We start from the raw sequence: 18,612 nt of genomic DNA, 5'->3' as shown, positions 1-18,612 counted from the left end.
AACGGCAGTCGATCGACTGCCGGTGGGCTGCTGTGCCCGACGGATGCCACGACGCGGCTCCGGTGCATCCGGACCCTAGCGGCCGGTTCCTCCGTGCACGACGGCCTCGTCCTCGGCGTCGAGGCCGAAGGCCGTGTGCACCGCGCGCACGGCGTCGTTGATGGAGTCGGCGCGGGTGACGATGGAGATGCGGATCTCGGAGGTCGAGATCATCTCGATGTTGATGCCGGCCTCGTAGAGGGCCTCGAACAGGGTTGCCGAGACGCCCGAGTTGGTGCGCATGGCGTTGCCCACCACGGCCAGCTTGCCGATCTGGTCGTCGTACTGCAGGCTCTCGAAGCCGATGCCGTCCTGCGCGTTGCTGAGGGCGGTGATGGCCTTCTGCCCGTCGTCCTTCGGCAGGGTGAACGAGATGTCGGTGCGTCCGGTCGACGCTGCAGACACGTTCTGCACGATCATGTCGACGTTGGCGTTGGTGTTCGCCACGATCTTGAACAGCTTCGCGGCGACGCCCGGAACGTCGGGAACCCCGACGACGGTGATCTTGGCCTGGCTGAGGTCGGTCGCGACTCCGGCGATGATCGACTCTTCCATGGTGGACTCTTCTCCCTCTGGCAGCTTCTGGGGGTCGTAGACGATGGTGCCCACGTTGTAGTTGAACGAGGAGCGGACGTGCAGGGTGACGTTGTGACGCCGGGCGTACTCGACGGCGCGGATGTGCAGCACCTTGGCACCGGATCCGGCGAGCTCAAGCATCTCCTCGCTCGTGATGCGGTCGATCTTGCGGGCCCGCTTCACGATGCGCGGGTCCGAGGTGAAGATGCCGTCGACGTCGGTGTAGATCTCGCAGATGTCGGCGCCGAGGGCTGCGGCGAGGGCGACGGCCGTCGTGTCGGATCCGCCGCGGCCGAGCGTGGTGATGTCGCGCGACTCGCGGCTGAAGCCCTGGAAGCCGGCGACGATGGCGATGGCGCCCTCGTCGAGGGCCTCGCGGAGTCGGCCGGGGGTGACATCGACGATGCGCGCTGCACCGTGCTGGGCATCCGTGATCATGCCGGCCTGACTGCCGGTGAAGGATCGGGCGTCGTAGCCGAGGCTGCGGATGGCCATGGCGAGAAGCGCCATCGAGATGCGCTCGCCTGCTGTGAGGAGCATGTCGAGCTCACGGGGCGCCGGGATCGGCGTGACCTCGTGCGCGAGATCGAGCAGGTCGTCGGTGGTGTCGCCCATGGCGCTGACGGCCACGACGACCTCATTGCCCTCGCGATGCGTCTCGACGATGCGCTTGGCGACCCGCTTGATGCTCTCGGCATCGGCCACGGAGGAACCGCCGAACTTCTGCACGATCAAGCTCACGAACAACTCCTGGGGTGGGACGAGGCGGAACCCCCATCATAAACGGCGCGCATATGCCCTCTGCGCTATGTGACGGTGGGGGCTGCGGATGCCGCGCGGCGACGTGCAGCGGTAGAGTGCCGCGCATGGACACCATGCTCGAGGGCTGGACCGAGTTCAACCTGGCGATCGCGGGGGCCGGCGCGGCGCTGGCGGGCCTCATCATCGTGGCGATGTCGGTGAACATCCGCGAGATCCTGCAGACCGCGACCATCCCGGCGCGGGCGGCAGCGTCCATCGGAGCGCTCATGCTCGGCGTGACGGCATCCTGCCTCGCGTTGATCCCCCGTCAACCGCTCTGGGCACTCGGACTGGAGATCCTGGTGGGAACCGTTGTGGCGACATGGCTGGAGTTCGCCGCGGCACGGGCGATCGTGCGCGAGAACCGCGCAAACGGGAGCCCGCTGCTCAAGAACGCCGCCGGGATCGCGCCACTGGTCGCCTTCGGCGTCGGCTCCGTCCTTCTTCTCCTCGGAGACGCCGGCGGCTACTACGGCGTGGCCATCGGCAGCATCCTCGCCATCCTCTCGGCAGTGCTGCTGTCGTGGATCGCCCTGGTGGAGATCCTGCGGTAGCTCAGCTGACCGAGCGCCGGCCCTCGAAGGCACGACCGAGGGTGACCTCGTCGGCGTACTCGAGGTCGCCACCGACGGGCAGCCCCGACGCCAACCGTGTGACGCGGATCTCGAGCGTCGTGAGCAGACGCGACAGGTAGGTGGCCGTGGCCTCGCCCTCGAGGTTCGGGTCGGTGGCGATGATGACCTCCTGCACGGTGCCGTCGGCGAGCCGCTGCATGAGCTGGCGGATGCTGAGGTCGTCGGGGCCGATGCCGTCGATCGGGCTGATGGCACCGCCGAGCACGTGGTAGAGCCCGCGGAACTCGCGGGTGCGCTCGATGGCGACGACGTCCTTCGCCTCCTCGACCACGCAGATGAGAGCCGGGTCGCGCCGGGGGTCACGGCAGATCGTGCAGGTGTCCTGTTCGGAGATGTTGCCGCAGATGCTGCAGAACTTGACCCGCTCGCGCACCGTCGTGAGGATCTCGGCGAGGCGCGCGACATCGAAACTCTGCGTCTGCAGGATGTGGAACGCGATGCGCTGTGCCGACTTCGGACCGATGCCCGGCAGTCGGCCGAGCTCGTCGATCAGGTCTTGGACGATTCCCTCGTACATGTCTCTTCTCGCCCCTATGCCCGCTCGCGGAAGCCGGTCTTGGGGGTGTGCGGCTGCTCCTCGAGGAAGGTGGCGCCGAGCACCTCGCGCACGACGGACTCGCCGTAGCGCTGACCGGGGGCCGCCGGGCGCTGACCGCGCGCAGACTGCTGTGCGCCCTGCTTCTGGCGCGGGCCAGCGGGTGCCGGGCGCTGAGGAGCGGTGTCGTAGCGGGGGCCGGGGTCTTCGGGGAGGCCGGGGTCATAGGGCGGCTCGTCGTCGAAGGGCGGGGGCACATCGTCGAACGGCGGCTCGTCATCGGACGGGGCCGACGCTGCCGGAACGGCCGCCGCCGTGGGGGCCTGAATCGGCGCGGCGGCTCCTGCTGCGGCCTTCGGCTGCGTCGGCTGCTGGGGAGCTGGAGCGGGCGCGTCAGCCGCCGCCGGTGCGGGTGCTCCGGCACCGGGGATCGCGATGGTCGCCCAGCCGTCTGCGGAGTCGACGGGGGCGGATGCCGCGGATGTCGATGGAGCAGACGCCGATGGCGCGCCGGTCGCGGGGATCTGCGTGCGCGCCGACGGGGATGCGGCCGGCGCGGCAGGAGCGCCGCTCGACGGGGCAGCCGTGGCTGCGGCACCGCCCGGATCACCGGCGGGAGGCGTCGTGACATCGGGCGTTCCCGAGCCGCCGGGGCCGCCGGGGCCGCCGGGGCCGCCGGGAGTCTCGACGCGGGCGATGAGCTTCGGGGTGAAGCCGAGGATGTCGGACACGGCGCGCTTGAGGTGATCGCCGACGCCCTGGCCGGGGGCGGCCTGCTGCTTGAGCGCCGCGACGTCTTTCTGGCTCGGGAAACCGAGAACGAGCACGTCGTCGTCGCGGAGTTCGCGCACCTGGGCCGTGAAGACGACCATCCAGGCATTGAGGCTGGCGACCTTGACGGCCTCGAGCACCTCGGGCCAGGCGTCTTTGACCTGGGCGAACGTGACGGGACCGACGGGGGTGGTGCGCACGGCGGCGGCGGTCGCGGCGGGTTCGGATGCGGCCGGCACAGCCTTCTCGGCTTCGGCGACGACAGTGTCGCTGCCTCGGTCAGCGGAGTCGGGTGCGGGGGTGGGCGCCGGGGATGGGGCTCCGGCGGCGACAGTGTCGCCGCCTCTGGCGGCGGAAGGTGCTGCAGGTGCAACGGCGGCAGCCGGCGCTGCAGGCGCGACAGGGGCGGGGGCGGGAGCCGGCACCTGAGCCTCGGCGGCGACTGCGCCGCTGCCCCTGCCTGCGGACGCTGCGGCGGGGGCGGCATCCGTCACCCCGACACGACGCTCCAGGCGCTCGACCCGGGCGAGGGCGCCGCGCTCGGTGTCGTCGGCCGCCGGCACGAGGGCACGGGCGACGAGCAGCTCGAGGTGCAGGCGCGGCGACGTGGCGCCGGTCATCTCGGTGAGGGCGGCGTTCACGATGTCTGCGGTGCGCGAGAGCTCGGCCTGGCCGAAGGCCGTGGCCTGCACGCCCATGCGGTCGAGTTCGTCCTGCGGGACACCGCGCAGCACGGCCGCGGCACCCTTGGCCGTGGTCGCGCCGACGACGATGAGGTCGCGCAGGCGCTCGAGCAGGTCTTCGACGAACCGTCGCGGGTCTTGGCCGGTCTGGATGACGCGGTCGATGCCGGCGAAGGCTCCCGCTGCGTCACGGGCCGCGATGGCGTCGATGATCTCGTCGAGCAGGGCACCGTGGGTGAAGCCGAGCAGGGCGACGGCGCGCTCGTAGTCGACCGTGGAGTCTTCGGACCCGGCCATGAGCTGGTCGAGCAGCGAGAGGGTGTCGCGCGGGGAACCGCCCCCGGCACGGACGACGAGCGGGAGCACGCCCGGAGCGACCTTCACGCCCTCCTCGTCGCAGAGCTTCTGCACGTACTCGAGCATCTGGGCCGGCGGCACCAGCCGGAACGGGTAGTGGTGCGTGCGCGAGCGGATGGTGCCGAGCACCTTCTCGGGCTCGGTCGTCGCGAAGATGAACTTGACGTGCTCGGGCGGCTCTTCGACCAGCTTGAGCAGGGCGTTGAAGCCCTGCGGCGTGACCATGTGGGCCTCGTCGAGGATGAAGATCTTGTAGCGGTCGCGGGCCGGAGCGAAGATGGCCCGCTCCCGCAGGTCGCGGGCATCGTCGACGCCGTTGTGGCTCGCCGCGTCGATCTCGACGACGTCGAGCGATCCGCCGCCGGCGCGCGAGAGCTCGATGCAGCTGTCGCACTTTCCACAGGGAGTGTCGGTGGGACCCTCGGCGCAGTTGAGGCAGCGCGCCAGGATGCGGGCCGATGTCGTCTTGCCGCATCCGCGGGGCCCGCTGAAGAGATAGGCGTGATTCACCCGGTCTGCGCGCAGGGCTGTCATGAGCGGATCGGTCACCTGGGACTGCCCGATCATCTCGGAGAACGTCTCGGGCCGATAGCGGCGATACAGGGCGGTGACCACGGTTCAAGAGTAGTCGGCGCCGCCGACATTCCCGCCCGCGCCCGCGAGGCCCTGTGGACTCCCCCAGTGGTGGGCACAAACGCCCCTTTCACGGCGAGATCGGGTCGTTTTCCCAGTGATCTCGAGGATTCTGGTGTTGCCATCGAGATACCCCATCTCTCGCGCACCCCGCGCGACACCGCTACCCGAAAGCCGGTGATCGTCATGCTGTACCACGCTGCGTCGACGCTGCACACGAGCACCTCTCTGTTGGCGACCTCCGGCATGAATCCGGGCCTCTCCGTCGTCGTTGCGGCGGGCGCGCTGTTGACCGGAGTCGCGCTCTACCTCGGCCTGCGCCGACGCAACCAGGGCTGAGCTCCCCCGAGCTGCCGCATCCGGAATCGACTCCGGATGCAGGGAGTCAGGCGTGCGGTGAGGTCTCCATGCGCGCCGCCGCCAATCCGTGGAACGAGCGGTCGAACAGCGGCGTGAGGGTGAGGCATCCGTAGAGCACGGCAGCAGCCACGAGAGTCGCCTGCAGGCCGACGACCTCGACGGCCACGCCGGCGGCGAACGCACCGAGCGGCATCGTCGCGGCGACCCCGGCCGATGTCGCCCCGAAGACCCGCGCCCGCATCGTCGCCGGGATCGTTCCGTACATCACCGTCGAGATCATCGGGTTGATCGCGCCCGCCGCGAAGCCCGAGACGAGCATCACGGCCAGCAGCGCGAGGAAGGGGATCTCGAGCGCCATCGCGGAGTACGGCAATACGCCGGCCACAGCGAAGCAGGCGACGAACAGCGCCCGGCCGGCCAGCCGATGACCGACGCTCGCGAACACCACCGACCCGACGAGCGCTCCGCCGGCGAAGCAGGCGATCATGGCGCCGAGCGTCGCAGGATCCCCGAGCACCGTCGTGGCGTAGACGGGCTTCAGCACCGTCATGCCCGCCACGTCGATCGCGTTGGTCGCGGTGACGAGCAGCACCACGGCGCGGATCAGGCGGTTCTCCCACAGGAAGCGGAACCCGGCTGTCAGTCCGGAGAGATAGGACTCCGGATGCCGTTCGGCCGTGCTGCCGCCGTCGCCGGCGCGGCCCGCGCGCGGCACCAGCACCGCCACGATCAGCGCCGAGACGAGAAAGGTGCCGGCATCGATGAAGAGCGCGCCGAGCGGGCCGACCAGCACGACCAGGCCACCGGCCACCGCCGCGCCGAGCAGGCGCGCCGACCGCTCGATGGCGCTCTGCGCCCCGGCGGCACGCGTGATCGGCACCCTGCCGAGGCGCGCGAGGTCGGGCACGAGCGATGCCCGCGCCGAGTCGCCCGGGGTGTCGAGGAGCCCGCTGAGGAAGACGAGGAACAGCAGCGCCCAGAACGGCAACCCGACGGTCGCGGCGAGTACCGGGATGGCGAGCACCGTGAGCCCGCTGGCCAAGTCGGCCACGATGCTCGAGAGGCGGAATCCGAACCTGTCGACGATCACCCCTCCGAGCGCGCCCCCGACCACGATGGGCACCGTCGCGAACACTCCGGCCACGCCTGTGGCGACGGGCGAGCCCGTGGTCTGCAGCACGTAGAGCGGCACGGCGATCACCGTGACGGCGTTGCCGGCGAGCGACACGAGCTGCGCGGTCAGCAGCGCGACGAGCGGCAGCCGGCGGCGCGGAGCGAGCGCGGCATCCGTCGTCATCTCCTCGGTCATGGTCGCGGGAACGCGTTGTAGAGGTAGCGCACGGTGCGGGTGCCCTCGCGGGTGGCGCGTCCCCGGTCCGACCATTTCGACACGAGCGCGTCGAACTCGCCGGTCATCTCGGCGAACTCGTCGAGGGTGAGGTGGGCGAGGAAGTCGCCGCTGCTCGATGCCGCGAGCCACTCGCTCTCGAGAGTCGCCTCGGCCTCGAGAGCCTGCAGCTGTTCGGAGAGGTTGTGCTGCAGGAACATCTGCCGCATGGCGACGGATGCCGCGAGCTGGGCGGGATCGTCACGGAGTTCGAGCGGCTCGAAGTGGGTGGTCTCGTGCGCAGCGCGCCACCAGCGCTCTCGTCCGTCGCTCGCCAGCTCGGGCGCCTCGACGACGTAGCCCCACTTGGCCAGGGTTCCGAGGTGGTAGCTGACGGTGCCGGGGGCCTCGTCGACGGCGTCGGCCAGGCGACCGACCGGAGCGGGCCCGTCGGAGCGCAGCAGGCCGAGCAGCTTCAGCCGCAGAGGGTGCGCGAGGGCGCGCATCGACTTGGGGTCGGTGACCGTGACGGATGCCGCCGGCGCGGGTGCTGGCTGCTCGATGTCGCTGCTCATGAGGCCACTCTAGTTCCACAAGAACTGTTGTGCAATGGTTCTTGTGGAATAGGTCCCCGCGCGCTGAGGTCCGGACGAAGTCCGCGGTCGAAGCGCTTCCGAGCAGCGGCTGCGCGTCGGCGACGCTTCGGGCGGTCGCTCCGCTCGGCCCTCAGCGAGCGGAGCGGGGGCGCTTCGGGCGGTCGCTTCGCTCGGCCCTCAGCGAGCTCAGGCGCGCGTGACTGCCAGCGTCTGCCGGGCGATCTCGAGCTCCTCGTTCGTGGGAACCACGAGCACGGCCACGGTCGAGTCGTCCGTCGAGATCACCCGTGCGGCACGCGAACGCGCCTCGTTCCGCTCCGCGTCGATCCGGATGCCGAACGACTCGAGACCCTCGAGCGCTCGGGCGCGGATGACCGGCGAGTTCTCCCCCACTCCGGCCGTGAACACCACGGCATCGACGCGACCGAGCTGGGCGAAGTAGTTGCCGACGTAGCCGCGCAGCCGATGCACGTAGACGTCGAGGGCGAGGGCGGCATCCGCGTCGCCGTCCAGTGAGGCGTCGACGACGTCCCGCATGTCGCCGCGTCCGCTCAGCCCGAGCAGGCCACTGCGCTTGTTGAGCAGGTCGTCGACCTCGTCGATGCTGAGCTTGGCCCGGCGCTGCAGGTGCAGCAGCACGGCGGGGTCGATGTCGCCGGAACGCGTGCCCATGACGAGTCCCTCGAGCGGCGTCATGCCCATGCTCGTCTCGACCGAGCGGCCACCGGCGACGGCGCAGGCCGACGCCCCGTTGCCGAGATGCAGCACGATCTGGTTGATGTCGCCGACGTCGCGTCCGAGGAACTCGGCGGCGGCGTGCGACACGAAGCGGTGGGAGGTGCCGTGGAAGCCGTAGCGGCGCACCCGGTGCTTGGCCGCCAGCTCGGCGTCGATCGCGTAGGTGTAGGCGGCGGGCGGCAGGGTCTGGTGGAACGCCGTGTCGAAGACGGCGACGTGCGGCACGCCGGGGAAGGCCTTCTGCGCCGCGACGATGCCCTCGAGGTTGGCCGGGTTGTGCAGGGGCGCGAGGCTCGACAGCTCGTCGATGTTGATGCGCACCAGGTCGGTGATGACGGTCGGCTCGAAGAAGCGTGCGCCGCCCTGCACCACGCGGTGGCCGACTGCGATGACCGGATGCGTCTCCAGCGACGGCCCCAGGTCGGCGATGGCGTCGAGCATCACCGCGAAGCCCGCCGTGTGGTCGGCGATCGGCAGCTCGCGCTCCGACTTCTCCTCGGCGCCGTCACTGGCCACCACTGTGTGCACGGCGCGGCCCTGCGCCTCGCCGATGCGCTCGACGAGGCCGGTGGCCAGCATCCGCTCGCTCTCGGAATCGATGAGCTGGTACTTGAACGACGACGACCCGGAATTGACGACGAGAACGGATGCCACGACTCAGCCCGCTGCCTGGATCGCGGTGATGGCCACGGTGTTCACGATGTCCTGCACTGTCGCTCCTCGGGAGAGGTCGTTGATCGGCTTGTTGAGGCCCTGGAGCACCGGCCCGATGGCGACGGCGCCGGCACTGCGCTGCACGGCCTTGTAGGTGTTGTTGCCGGTGTTGAGGTCGGGGAAGATGAACACCGTCGCGCGACCGGCGACGGCCGAGTGGGGCGCCTTCGCGGCGGCGACGGCGGCATCGGCCGCTGCGTCGTACTGGATGGGTCCCTCGACGAGGAGGTCGGGCATCCGTTCCCGAACTATGGCCGTGGCATCGCGCACCTTCTCGACGTCGGCACCCGATCCCGACTCGCCGGTGGAGTACGAGAGCATCGCCACGCGCGGCTCGATGCCGAACTGCTCGGCGGTGCCCGCGGACGAGACGGCGATGTCGGCGAGCTGCTCGGAGGTGGGGTCGGGGATGACGGCGCAGTCGCCGTAGACCAGCACCCGATCGGCTAGGGCCATGAGGAACACGCTCGACACCACTCCGACGCCCGGCCGGGTCTTGATGATCTCGAAGGCGGGACGGATGGTGTGCGCCGTGGTGTGCGCCGCACCGGAGACCATGCCGTCGGCGAGGCCCAGGTGCACCATCATGGTGCCGAAGTAGGAGACATCGGTGACGGTGTCCCGCGCCTGCTCGACCGTGGGAGCGGCCTTGCCCTTGTAGGCGCGCAGCTCGGCGTAGCTGTTGGCGAACTTGAAGCGCAGCACGTCGTCGAAGGGACTCACGACGTCGGCCGCGGCGATGTCGAGTCCGAGCTCGATGGCCCGCGAGCGCACCTCGAACGGCTCGCCCAGGATCGTGATGTCGGCGATGCCGCGCGCCAGTACCGTGGCCGCCGCACGCAGGATGCGGTCGTCGTTGCCCTCGGGCAGCACTATGCGGCGGCGCTCGGAGCGCGCGCGCTCGATGAGGCCGTACTCGAACATGAGCGGCGTGATGACGCTGGAGCGGTTGAGGTCGAGCAGCTCGATGAGGGCGTCGCCGTCGATGTTCTGCTCGAACAGGGCGAGGGCGGTGTCGAACTTGTTGCGCGACTCCGCGGCGAGCCGGCCACGCGTGTGCGTGATGCGCACCGCGGTCTCGTAGGTGGTGAGCGGCGTGCTGATCACGGGCAGCGGCGAGCGCACGCCCTCGATGAGGCGCTCGATGGGCTCGGGCAGCTCGAAGCCGCCGTTCAGCACGATGCCGGCGAGCGACGGGAACGTTCCCGACGCGTTGGCCAGCAGCACGGCGAGGAGCACATCGGTGCGGTCGCCCGGGACGACGACGACAGCACCGTCGACGAGGCGGGGCAGCACGTTGTCCATCGACATCGCGGCGACGACCACGCCGAGGGCCTCGCGTGACAGCAGCTCCTTGTCGCCCTTGATGAGGGTGCCGTCGGTGGCCTCGAGGATGGCGCCCATGGTCGGTGCCACGAGCACGGGGTCTTCGGGAATGGCCCAGACGGGAACATCCGTCGTTCCGGGGATCGCGGATGCCACAGCCGAGACGATCTCCTCGAGGTTCTCGGGATCGGCACGGTTGACGATGACGGCGAGCAGCGAGGCGTGCTCGACGCGGAGCTCGGCGAGCGACAGCTCGGCGAACTGGCGCATGTCGTCGGCCGTGCGGGCTTCGGCGCGGCCGAGGGCCTCGCCCACGCCGCTCTGGGTGTGGCGGCCGCCGAGGGCGAGCAGCACGGGGGCGCCGAGGTTGGCGGCGATGCGGGCGTTGTAGCCGAGCTCGGTGGGGCTTCCGACGTCGGTGTAGTCGCTGCCGACGATGACGACGGCGTCGCACGCGGCCTCGACGGCCTTGTAGCGCTCGACGATGCGGGAGAGGGCGGCATCCGGATCCGTGTGCACATCGTCGTACGTGACTCCGACGCAGGTGTCGTAGTCGAGGCCGGCCGTCGACTGCTCGAGCAGCAGGTCGAGAACGTAGTCCCGCTCGGCGGTGGAGCGTGCGATGGGCCGGAAGACCCCGACCTTCGCCGTCGTGCGGGTCAGCGTCGCCAGGATTCCGAGCGCGATCGTCGACTTGCCGGTATGCCCTTCGGCAGAGCTCAGGTAGATGCTTCGCGCCACCCTCCCAGCCTACGGGCGCGCTCGCTGCCGACGCTCAGCGAATGTGCAGCTTGCGGTGACCTTTCAGGCGGAGTTCACCCTCACCGGCAACCCTCGCCCCGCAGATGCAGGATGGGCGGCGTTTCGAGCCTCCGGGGAGCTCGAAACGGCTGTGGTCCTGCATCTGCCGCCGCCAGGTATGCAGGATGAGGCCGAGGATGTGCCCGCCTGAGCACTCAACGGCGCCCTGATCCTGTAAACGCGGTGGCCGGCCAGCCCGCGCGGGCCCCGTGGCCCGTTAAAGAGAGGTGACCCCTCGCGCACCTCGGTACATCAGCACAGTCCCGGTTACCCGCGCGGCCCGTTAGAGAGAGGTGACCCCTCGCGCACCTCGGCACATCAGCAGCGTCCCGGTTACCCGCGCGGGCCGTTAAAGAGAGGTGACCCCTCGCGCACCCGTCAGAGCCCGGTTACCCTTGCTGCGTTTCCGCCCTGGGGGAGTTGGCCTGGATGGCGCCACGCGAGGAGCCGAGGAACAGTTTACGGGATGAATGGCGTGCTCGGCGCACAGGATGGCTCGCGGCATCCGGAGCCCTCAGCGTCGGGTAAGATTCTCTGAGGTCGTTTCCTTCGGGAACGCGATCGACCAGGAGAATTCGCCTAGTGGCCTATGGCGCACGCTTGGAAAGCGTGTTGGGTGAAAGCCCTCGGGGGTTCGAATCCCCCATTCTCCGCCATTGAAAAGGCCCGCTCACACGAGCGGGCCTTTTCTGGTTCCGGATGCCGCACGGGTGACGCGCAGCGCCCACAGCCGGGGTTCGAATCCCCCATTCTCCGCATAAGGAAAGGCCCGCTCACACGAGCGGGCCTTTTCTGGTTCCGGATGCCGACCCGATCAGCCCACGGCCCTCCGGACCATCCGCCCGATGAGCTCTGCACTCTCATCGGTCAGGTGATCGAGGGCATAGGAGCTCGGCCAGAGACCGGCATCGTCGTCGAGCTTCGCGTTGACGCTGAAGCCGAGAGTCGAATAGCGCGCCTTGTCGTCCAGCCCGCTCCGGAAGAAGACGATGACCTTCCCGTTCTGCGCCCACCCCGGCTGGCCGTAGTAGAGCTTCGGCGAGAGTTCGGGGGCGGCATCCGTCACGATCGCATGGAGGCGTTCCGCTAGGTCGCGATCGGGCTGCTGCATGGCGGCGATCTTCGCCATCACAGCGGCCTCCTCGGCCGCCGCCTTCTCGGCGGCACTCCCCCGTCGCGCCTCGGCCTTGAGCTCGGCGGCCCGCTGCTTCATCGCGACGCGTTCCTCGGCGGAGAACCCTCCCGATGCGCTCGCTCCGTCATCGGGCTTCCTGCTCGTCTGGGATGGGGTGCTCATGTCTTGGTGTCCTCACGTCGCTCATCGTCGGTGTCCGATCACGGTAGCGGCACGCCATCGGCCCCCGCTTCTCGATTCCTGATCGTTCAGGCCCCGGTCGGGCCGGGCCGTGCACGCCGCTCCGCCCAGCGCGGATCGTGGCAGAGTGAGTGCACCCGGAAACGGCATCCGGGCCCCCGAAGGCGACCGCGGAGGAAGCAATGCCCAGGACGACGCCCGAGAACCGGCGGAACGATCTCGTGCTGCTGCGTCGAGTGCGCGACCGGATCGATCGGGAGTACGCGTCGCCACTCGACATCGAAGCGCTCGCACGCGGCGTGAACCTGTCGAGCGGACACCTCAGCCGAGCGTTCAAGCTCGCCTACGGTGAGGCGCCCTACCGCTACCTGATGACCAGACGCATCGAGCGCGCCATGACCCTCCTCCGCCGCGACGACCTCAGCGTCACGGAGATCTGCTTCGCCGTCGGGTTCTCGTCGCTCGGCACCTTCAGCACGCGATTCAGCGAACTCGTCGGGGTCTCCCCCAGCGTCTACCGTCGCGGGGCCGACACCACGGCCGGAATGCCCGCCTGCGTCACGCGCGTCGTGACCCGACCGATCAGGAATCGAGAAGAGCGCGGAGCAGCCCTCCCCGTAGCGTGAGCGCCATGAAGATCACCATTCACGCGAGCTACCTTCCCCACACCGACCCGGATGCCTCCCTGGCGTTCTACCGTGATGTGCTCGGCTTCGAGGTGCTGAACGACGTCGGTTACGCGGGGATGCGGTGGATCACGGTCAGTGCTCCGGGTCAGCCGGGCACCTCCATCGTGCTCCAGCCGCCCACGGCCGACCCGGGCATCACCGACGCTGAAGCCGACGCCATCGCCGAGATGATGGCCAAGGGCACCTTCGCCGGCGTCCTCCTGGCGACGGACGACCTCGATGCCGTGTTCGAGCGGATCGAGGCGAGCGATGCCGAGGTCGTGCAGGAGCCGATGGACCAGGACTACGGCCTGCGCGATTGCGCCTTCCGCGACCCGGCGGGCAACCTCATCCGCATCCAGCAACTGCACTGAGCACAGGGAGCACCCTGTCTCCGGCATCGATCTGACGGCCGGCACCCACTCGACGGCCGATCGGTCGGCTCAGCGCCGCTTGCGCGTCCCGAAGATGCCCGCCAGCACCCCCGTGAGGATGGTGCGGGTGGCCGGCGACCCGAGCACGTCCTTGATGACCCTGCCCTGCGCCTTCGCCCTCGCCGCCTGCTCCTTCGCGGCTCGAGCTGCCTCGGCATCCGCCGTGCGCCTGGCCTTGGCACGCGCTGCGGCCTCGGCGTCGGTCTGCTTCTTGATCGCCGCCGCCTGCTTGGCGTACTCTGCCTCGGCCTTCTTCGCGGCCTCGGCATCGGCGACGGCCTGGGCAGCTGCAGCCGCCGCATTCATCTTGGTCGTGAGGATCTCGGATGCCGACTCCCGGTCGACCGCGGTTCCGTACACGGCCTGCAGCGGCGATGCCGCGACGGCAGCCGCGATCTCGGGCTCGGGCGTCGGCGACATCAGACCCTGCGGTGCACGCAGACGCGTCCAGGCGACGGGGCTCGGTGCGCCCTTCTCGTTCATGACGGTGACGATGGCCTCGCCGGTGCCGAGGGTGGTGAGCACCTCACCGAGGTCGTAGCCCGACTTCGGGTAGGTCGTCACCGTGGCTCGCAGGGCCTTGGCGTCGTCGGGCGTGAACGCACGCAGCTGGTGCTGCACCCTGGAGCCGAGCTGGGCGAGCACGTCGGCCGGTACGTCCTTCGGGGTCTGGGTCACGAAGAAGATGCCGACGCCCTTCGACCGGATGAGACGCACCGTCTGCACGACCTGGGCGAGGAAGTCCTTCGACGCATCGGTGAAGAGCAGGTGGGCCTCGTCGAAGAAGAACACCAGCTTGGGCTTGTCGAGGTCGCCCACCTCGGGCAGGTCGTTGAACAGGTCGGCGAGCAGCCACATCAGGAAGGTCGAGTACAGCGCCGGCTTGTCGGCGACGCCGGGAACCTCCAGCAGGCTGATGATGCCGCGTCCGTCCGACGCCAGGCGCAGGAACTCGGCGGTGTCGATCTCGGGTTCGCCGAAGAACACATCCGCTCCCCCGTCCGCGAAGACGATGAGTTCGCGCAGGATCACGCCGACGGTGGCACTGGAGAGACCGCCGAGGCCCACGAGCTCGGCCTTGCCCTCGTCGCCGACGAGGTAGGTGAGAACGGCGCGCAGGTCGGCGAGGTCGAGCAGCGCCAGCCCCTTCTCCTCGGCGTAGTGGAACACGAGCCCGAGGCTCGACTCCTGGGTGGCATTGAGGCCGAGAGCCTTGCTGAGCAGCAGCGGACCGAATCCGGCGAGGGTGGCGCGGATCGGAACGCCGTTGCCCACGCCGCCGAGCGAGAAGTACTCCACCGGGAAGCTCGCCGGCGTCCAGTCCTGGCCGATGCCCTGGGTGCGGGCGAGGAGCTTCTCGCTCGACACCCCGGGTGTCGCGACGCCGGACAGGTCGCCCTTGATGTCGGCGGCGAACACGGCGACGCCGTGGGCCGACAACTGCTCGGCGAGGCCCTGCAGAGTGCGCGTCTTGCCGGTTCCGGTGGCGCCGGCCACCAGCCCGTGGCGATTCATCATGGCGAGCGGGATGCGCACCTGCACGTCGGCGAGAGGATCTCCGTTGACGAGGGAACCCATCTCGAGCGCGGCGCCGCTGATCTCGTACCCCGCACGGATCGCCTCGACCTGCTCGGGGTCGAGCGGACCCGAGGCGCTCGGGGGAACGGATGCCGCGGCCGCCGCGCCTGCACCCTCGGCCGCGCCCGCAGTCGCCTGCCCCTCGACCGCGCCCGCAGCCACCTGCGCCTCGGCCGCTGCCCGGGCGAGCTCGGCCGCCTGCTGCGCCTTCAGGATGGCCTCATGGGCCGCAGCCTGCAGCCGCTCCGCTTCCTCGGCGGCCGCGATGGCGGCAGCCTGGGCATTCTGAACCTCGTCGCTCATGGCTCGATCCTAGCCACGGGCCGCACCCTGTTCGGGGGTAGCCCGTGGCGGGGAGCGGGTCAGTCGAGCGAGGCGAGTGCCTCGGCGATCGGGGTGTCGCCGTCGATGACGTTCAGCACTCCGCCGAGCGCCACGGGCCCCTCGAGCAGTGCCGCGATGACGGCGGCGGTGTTGGCACGGCTCGTCGAGCCCGAGGTGACGTCATCGCCGATCCGCACGCGACCCGTGGCCGCGTCGTCGTTCAGGTGTCCCGGCCGCACGATCGTCCAGTCGAGATCGCTCGCCCGCAGGGCGTCATCCGCCGCCTTCTTGGCCTTCTGGTAGGCGCCGAACGACTCGTCGCCCGAGGTGTCGGCCTGATCCGCACCGATGTACGAGATCTGCACGAAGCGACGGATGCCGCTCTGCCGCGCAGCCGCGATCGACTTCACCGAGCCCTGGTGGTCGACGGTCTCCTTGCGGGCGGCGCCCGATCCGCCGCCGGCTCCAGCGGCGAAGACCACGGCGTCGACGGCCCCGTCACCGTCCGACGAGACGGCGGCGAGCGCCGACGCCAGCTCCTCGGCGGAGGCGGTCTCGATGTCGAGCACGACGGGAACAGCGCCTGCGGCGCGCACCTCGTCGGCGTGCGCGGGATTGCGGATGACGCCGACGGCCAGGTGGCCGGCATCTGTCAGCGATCGTGCCAGCAGCAGGGCGATCTTGCCGTGTCCGCCGATGATGGCCGTTCGGGTCATGAGAGCTCCTCGAGGTCGCGTGGGAGCGACCCGGACGGATCGGCCCAGCTCCCATTCTGCGCCCCGGTCCGCGCGCATCGCTGTGGGCTCCACCCTGGACGGTGACGGCTCCTGCACCCCGTGCCCCCCGATGTCCTCGTTAATGCGGCTTCCGATCCTTGTTCGCTGTGCCCCACAATGATCGAGGGGGTTTCTTTGATGACCGAAGTACGTGGCACCGACGTTCGTACACAGACGTTCCGTCCTCGCAGCCCCCTTTTCGGACAACTCGCAGTCGCCACCGGAGTGCTCACGGTGCCGGTGTTCGCCGTGCTGTACTGGGTCAGCGTGCCGGTGGACAGTTGGCCGATCGTGACCGCACTCCAGGCTCTCGTGATGCTCATCGTCGGCGTGGGCGTCATCGCCTCCCGCAGCGTCTACGTACAGCTGCACGACTGGGGTGTCGAAGACCACTGGCCGTTCGGCTTCACCAACCGGGTGCGCTCGAGCGACGTCGACACCATCCTGCTCATCGACCTGTACACGGGCAATGGCATGGAGACCGTCCCCCAGCTGTTCGCCCTCGACGGCCGCGACAGACTGGTGCTGCGCATGCGCGGACAGATCTGGACTCGCTCAGCCATCCAGCAGGTGGCTGCCCGTCTCGGAGCACCGGTCGTGCACGCGCCGGTTCCGATGACGCTCACCGACTTCACCCGCATCGAGCCGCAACTGCTCACCTGGTTCGAGCGGCGTCCGCTCTGGGCGGTGCGTGCGCCGCGCACCCTCGCCACGAGCGCGGATCGCCGGGTCTTCGACCAGTAGCGCGCCGACAGCCGGCTTCCCGGCCTCGGATCGCACCAGCGCGACGGATGCCGCGACTCAGCCCGTCTGCCCGCTGAGTCCCGCCCGCCCGATGACCACGGTGCCCTCGAGCTCGTCGTCGTGCACGATGCGCGCCACGAGGCCGGCATCGGCGATGATCGCCGCGGTGAGCGGCGCCTGCCGAACGCTGGTCTCGATGAGCAGATGGCCGCCCGGTCTCAGCCAGGCGGATGCCCCTGCGGCGACCCTGCGCTGGATGTCGAGGCCGTCCGCCCCTCCGTCGAGTGCGACCGTCGGTTCGTGCACGCGGGCCTCGGGCGGCATGAGCGCGATCGACTCCGTCGGAACGTAGGGGGCGTTGACGACGAGGACGTCGACCCGGCCGCGCGCGGCATCCGGCAGCGCGTCGTAGAGGTCGCCGAGGAAGACCGTTCCCCCGGCGGGCTCGATGTTGCGTCGGGCGCAGGCGACCTCGACGGGATCGATGTCGGCGGCGAGGAGTTCGACATCCGGCACTCGGGCGGCGATGGCCGTGCCGATGGCGCCCGTTCCGCAGCAGAGGTCGACGACCACGGCACCTGCCGACGAACCCGACGCCACGAGTGCCACGGCCTCGTTCACCAGCACCTCCGATCGCCGCCGGGGAACGAAGACGCCGGGGTCGACCGCGATGCGGAGGCCGGCGAAGTCGGCCCAGCCCACGATGCCCTCGAGCGGCTCCCCGTGCACGCGGCGGCCCGCCATGAGCTCGAGCTCCTCTGCTGTGCGCGCAGCCTCGATGAGTAGGGCGGCCTCGTCCTCGGCGAAGACGCAGCCGGCGGCGCGCAGGCGGACGACGAGAGCGGCCTCGGCGGCGGGCGTCACGAGAGCGGGCATCGCGCTGTCTGGCGTCACGGCAGCAGGATGACCTTTCCGCCGGGGTGGCCCTCCCCCACGAGCGCGAGAGCCTCCGCGGCCTCGGCGAGGGGATAGGTGCGCGCGACGCGCACTGTGAGCTCGCCGCGGCCGGCGAGCTCGATGAGCGGGAGACGAGCGGCCATCCGCAGCTCGGTGCCCGGGTCGGCCCCAGCACCCCCACCGAGACGCTTCGCACCGATCTCGGCGGCGCGCTCGAAGCCGGCGACCGTCGCGATGCGGTCGACGTCGGCCACGAGGGCGGCCGAGGCGTCGAGCGCCTCGTCGGTGCCGACGGTGTCGAGTGCGACGTCGGCTCCGTCGGGCAGCAGTGCGCGCAGCCGGTCGACGAGGCCGTCGCCGTAGACGATGGGTTCGGCTCCGAAGGCCTCGAGCAGCCCGTGGTTGCGCTCACTGGCCGTGGCGATGACCCTGGCGCCGCGCAGCTTCGCGAGCTGCACCGCGGCGAAGCCCACGGACCCCGCCCCGCCGTGGATGATCACGACGTCCCCATCGCCGACACCCGTGGCCTCGAGCAGGTGGAAGGCCGTCACGCCGGTCAGCAGCAGGCCGGCGGCCTCCTCCCAGCCGAGGCCCGCCGGCTTCGGGAGCACTGACGTCGCAGCCACGGTGATCTCCTCGGCGTAGCCGCCGGAGACCCTGTAGCCGATCACCTCGTCGCCGACGGTGATCGGGCCGGCCGGGCCCACGGCATCCGGACCCACGGCCGTGACGACGCCGGAGACCTCGCTGCCCGGATGCAGCGGCAGGCGCGAGGGATTGCGGCCCCAGACGCCGTTCAGCAGTTTGGCGTCGGCGGGATTGACACCGCTCGCGAGCACGCTGATGGTGACCTCGCCGTCACCGGGTGCTCGGGTGGGCTCGTCGGCCGACTCCAACGCCTCGGGGCCGTCGAAGCTGCGGGCGATCATGACACGGGGCATGCGGTTCCTTCTCTCGTGGCTCACGTCCATTCTGCCGCGCCGG

At 70.1% G+C, this 18,612-nt stretch carries 17 protein-coding genes, 1 tRNA gene and 1 other RNA gene; 6 read left to right on the top strand and 13 right to left on the bottom strand.

The genetic code is table 11. The annotated features are described in order from the left end of the window. Positions 1-75: 75 nt before the first annotated feature. Positions 76-1,356 carry an aspartate kinase gene (locus tag E4M00_RS12775; protein ID WP_135120886.1) on the bottom strand — a complete coding sequence of 427 codons (1,281 nt, stop codon included), beginning with the start codon at positions 1,354-1,356 and terminating at the stop codon, positions 76-78. 125 nt (positions 1,357-1,481) lie between these two features. Here E4M00_RS12775 and E4M00_RS12770 point away from each other — a divergent pair, with 125 nt between their 5' ends. Then, positions 1,482-1,970, top strand: a complete 489-nt coding sequence (locus tag E4M00_RS12770) for a hypothetical protein (protein WP_135120885.1) — start codon at positions 1,482-1,484, stop codon at positions 1,968-1,970. 1 nt (position 1,971) lies between these two features. Here E4M00_RS12770 and recR read toward each other — a convergent pair whose 3' ends face one another. Beyond that, the gene (gene recR / locus E4M00_RS12765; RefSeq protein WP_055825073.1) at positions 1,972-2,568 is read right to left on the bottom strand and encodes a recombination mediator RecR; all 597 of its coding nucleotides are present in this window, start codon (positions 2,566-2,568) and stop codon (positions 1,972-1,974) included. Positions 2,569-2,582: 14 nt separating this feature from the next. Further along, entirely contained in the window at positions 2,583-5,012 is a 2,430-nt protein-coding gene (locus tag E4M00_RS12760; RefSeq protein WP_135120884.1) for a DNA polymerase III subunit gamma and tau, read from the bottom strand. A 195-nt stretch (positions 5,013-5,207) separates the two neighbouring features. Between E4M00_RS12760 and E4M00_RS17870 the strand changes: the two genes are divergently transcribed. Continuing rightward, complete coding sequence (locus E4M00_RS17870; RefSeq protein ID WP_167756889.1) at positions 5,208-5,369, top strand: hypothetical protein; 162 nt, start codon at positions 5,208-5,210, stop codon at positions 5,367-5,369. A gap of 46 nt (positions 5,370-5,415) precedes the next feature. On the opposite strand, the gene E4M00_RS12755 is transcribed toward E4M00_RS17870, so the two are convergent. From E4M00_RS12755 to ffs, 5 genes are all read right to left on the bottom strand, one after another. Continuing rightward, a complete protein-coding gene (locus tag E4M00_RS12755; protein ID WP_167756888.1) occupies positions 5,416-6,699 on the bottom strand; it encodes an MFS transporter in 1,284 nt (427 codons plus the stop codon). Continuing rightward, positions 6,696-7,292, bottom strand: a complete 597-nt coding sequence (locus E4M00_RS12750) for a winged helix-turn-helix domain-containing protein (RefSeq protein WP_135120882.1) — start codon at positions 7,290-7,292, stop codon at positions 6,696-6,698. The genes E4M00_RS12755 and E4M00_RS12750 overlap by 4 nt, the downstream gene beginning before the upstream one ends. Positions 7,293-7,499: 207 nt before the next feature. After that, positions 7,500-8,705: an acetate/propionate family kinase gene (locus E4M00_RS12745; RefSeq protein ID WP_135120881.1), complete on the bottom strand. Its 1,206-nt coding sequence runs from the start codon at positions 8,703-8,705 to the stop codon at positions 7,500-7,502. Positions 8,706-8,708: 3 nt separating this feature from the next. Continuing rightward, positions 8,709-10,832 (bottom strand): phosphate acetyltransferase, encoded by a 2,124-nt coding sequence (pta, locus tag E4M00_RS12740; RefSeq protein ID WP_135120880.1) that lies wholly within the window; start codon positions 10,830-10,832, stop codon positions 8,709-8,711. A 415-nt stretch (positions 10,833-11,247) separates the two neighbouring features. Then, an RNA gene (ffs, locus tag E4M00_RS12735) (signal recognition particle sRNA small type) lies at positions 11,248-11,344 on the bottom strand. Between the two features lie 116 nt (positions 11,345-11,460). Here ffs and E4M00_RS12730 point away from each other — a divergent pair. Then, positions 11,461-11,548 (top strand) — tRNA-Ser (locus E4M00_RS12730). A 158-nt stretch (positions 11,549-11,706) separates the two neighbouring features. Here the strand turns inward: E4M00_RS12730 and E4M00_RS12725 are convergent. After that, complete coding sequence (locus tag E4M00_RS12725; protein ID WP_135120879.1) at positions 11,707-12,189, bottom strand: DUF1801 domain-containing protein; 483 nt, start codon at positions 12,187-12,189, stop codon at positions 11,707-11,709. 200 nt (positions 12,190-12,389) lie between these two features. On the opposite strand from E4M00_RS12725, the gene E4M00_RS12720 reads away from it, so the two are divergent. After that, the gene (locus tag E4M00_RS12720; protein ID WP_135120878.1) at positions 12,390-12,833 is read left to right on the top strand and encodes a helix-turn-helix transcriptional regulator; all 444 of its coding nucleotides are present in this window, start codon (positions 12,390-12,392) and stop codon (positions 12,831-12,833) included. 5 nt (positions 12,834-12,838) lie between these two features. Next, positions 12,839-13,249, top strand: coding sequence for a VOC family protein (locus E4M00_RS12715; protein WP_135120877.1), 411 nt, complete (start codon positions 12,839-12,841; stop codon positions 13,247-13,249). A gap of 69 nt (positions 13,250-13,318) precedes the next feature. Here the strand turns inward: E4M00_RS12715 and E4M00_RS12710 are convergent, their stop codons facing one another. Together E4M00_RS12710 and E4M00_RS12705 are read right to left on the bottom strand one after the other, a co-directional pair. Next, positions 13,319-15,190, bottom strand: a complete 1,872-nt coding sequence (locus tag E4M00_RS12710; RefSeq protein ID WP_135120876.1) for a helicase HerA-like domain-containing protein — start codon at positions 15,188-15,190, stop codon at positions 13,319-13,321. 59 nt (positions 15,191-15,249) lie between these two features. Beyond that, the gene (locus E4M00_RS12705) at positions 15,250-15,927 is read right to left on the bottom strand and encodes an NAD(P)H-binding protein (RefSeq protein WP_135120875.1); all 678 of its coding nucleotides are present in this window, start codon (positions 15,925-15,927) and stop codon (positions 15,250-15,252) included. 198 nt (positions 15,928-16,125) lie between these two features. Between E4M00_RS12705 and E4M00_RS12700 the strand changes: the two genes are divergently transcribed. Then, positions 16,126-16,731: a hypothetical protein gene (locus tag E4M00_RS12700; RefSeq protein ID WP_135120874.1), complete on the top strand. Its 606-nt coding sequence runs from the start codon at positions 16,126-16,128 to the stop codon at positions 16,729-16,731. A 57-nt stretch (positions 16,732-16,788) separates the two neighbouring features. Here the strand turns inward: E4M00_RS12700 and E4M00_RS12695 are convergent, their stop codons facing one another. Beyond that, a complete protein-coding gene (locus E4M00_RS12695) occupies positions 16,789-17,625 on the bottom strand; it encodes a putative protein N(5)-glutamine methyltransferase (RefSeq protein ID WP_420813447.1) in 837 nt (278 codons plus the stop codon). Next, positions 17,622-18,569, bottom strand: coding sequence for an NADP-dependent oxidoreductase (locus E4M00_RS12690; protein WP_135120873.1), 948 nt, complete (start codon positions 18,567-18,569; stop codon positions 17,622-17,624). Before E4M00_RS12690 ends, E4M00_RS12695 begins: the two co-directional genes overlap by 4 nt. Between the last annotated feature and the right edge of the window lie 43 nt (positions 18,570-18,612).

The organism is Orlajensenia leifsoniae (assembly GCF_004570845.1).
Taxonomy (GTDB): Bacteria; Actinomycetota; Actinomycetes; order Actinomycetales; family Microbacteriaceae; genus Orlajensenia; species Orlajensenia leifsoniae.
The sequence above is the reverse complement of the archived record's forward strand: the minus strand, read 5'-3'. Positions and strand labels throughout refer to the sequence as shown.

Bases quoted from the DNA above. Each gene is read 5' to 3' on its own strand.
- E4M00_RS12770 (WP_135120885.1), top strand. From the start codon at position 1,482: ATGGACACCATGCTCGAGGGCTGGACCGAGTTCAACCTGGCGATCGCG.
- recR (WP_055825073.1), bottom strand. From the start codon at position 2,568: ATGTACGAGGGAATCGTCCAAGACCTGATCGACGAGCTCGGCCGACTG.
- E4M00_RS12755 (WP_167756888.1), bottom strand. From the start codon at position 6,699: ATGACCGAGGAGATGACGACGGATGCCGCGCTCGCTCCGCGCCGCCGG.
- E4M00_RS12750 (WP_135120882.1), bottom strand. From the start codon at position 7,292: ATGAGCAGCGACATCGAGCAGCCAGCACCCGCGCCGGCGGCATCCGTC.
- E4M00_RS12725 (WP_135120879.1), bottom strand. From the start codon at position 12,189: ATGAGCACCCCATCCCAGACGAGCAGGAAGCCCGATGACGGAGCGAGC.
- E4M00_RS12720 (WP_135120878.1), top strand. From the start codon at position 12,390: ATGCCCAGGACGACGCCCGAGAACCGGCGGAACGATCTCGTGCTGCTG.
- E4M00_RS12715 (WP_135120877.1), top strand. From the start codon at position 12,839: ATGAAGATCACCATTCACGCGAGCTACCTTCCCCACACCGACCCGGAT.
- E4M00_RS12710 (WP_135120876.1), bottom strand. From the start codon at position 15,190: ATGAGCGACGAGGTTCAGAATGCCCAGGCTGCCGCCATCGCGGCCGCC.
- E4M00_RS12705 (WP_135120875.1), bottom strand. From the start codon at position 15,927: ATGACCCGAACGGCCATCATCGGCGGACACGGCAAGATCGCCCTGCTG.
- E4M00_RS12700 (WP_135120874.1), top strand. From the start codon at position 16,126: ATGACCGAAGTACGTGGCACCGACGTTCGTACACAGACGTTCCGTCCT.
- E4M00_RS12690 (WP_135120873.1), bottom strand. From the start codon at position 18,569: ATGCCCCGTGTCATGATCGCCCGCAGCTTCGACGGCCCCGAGGCGTTG.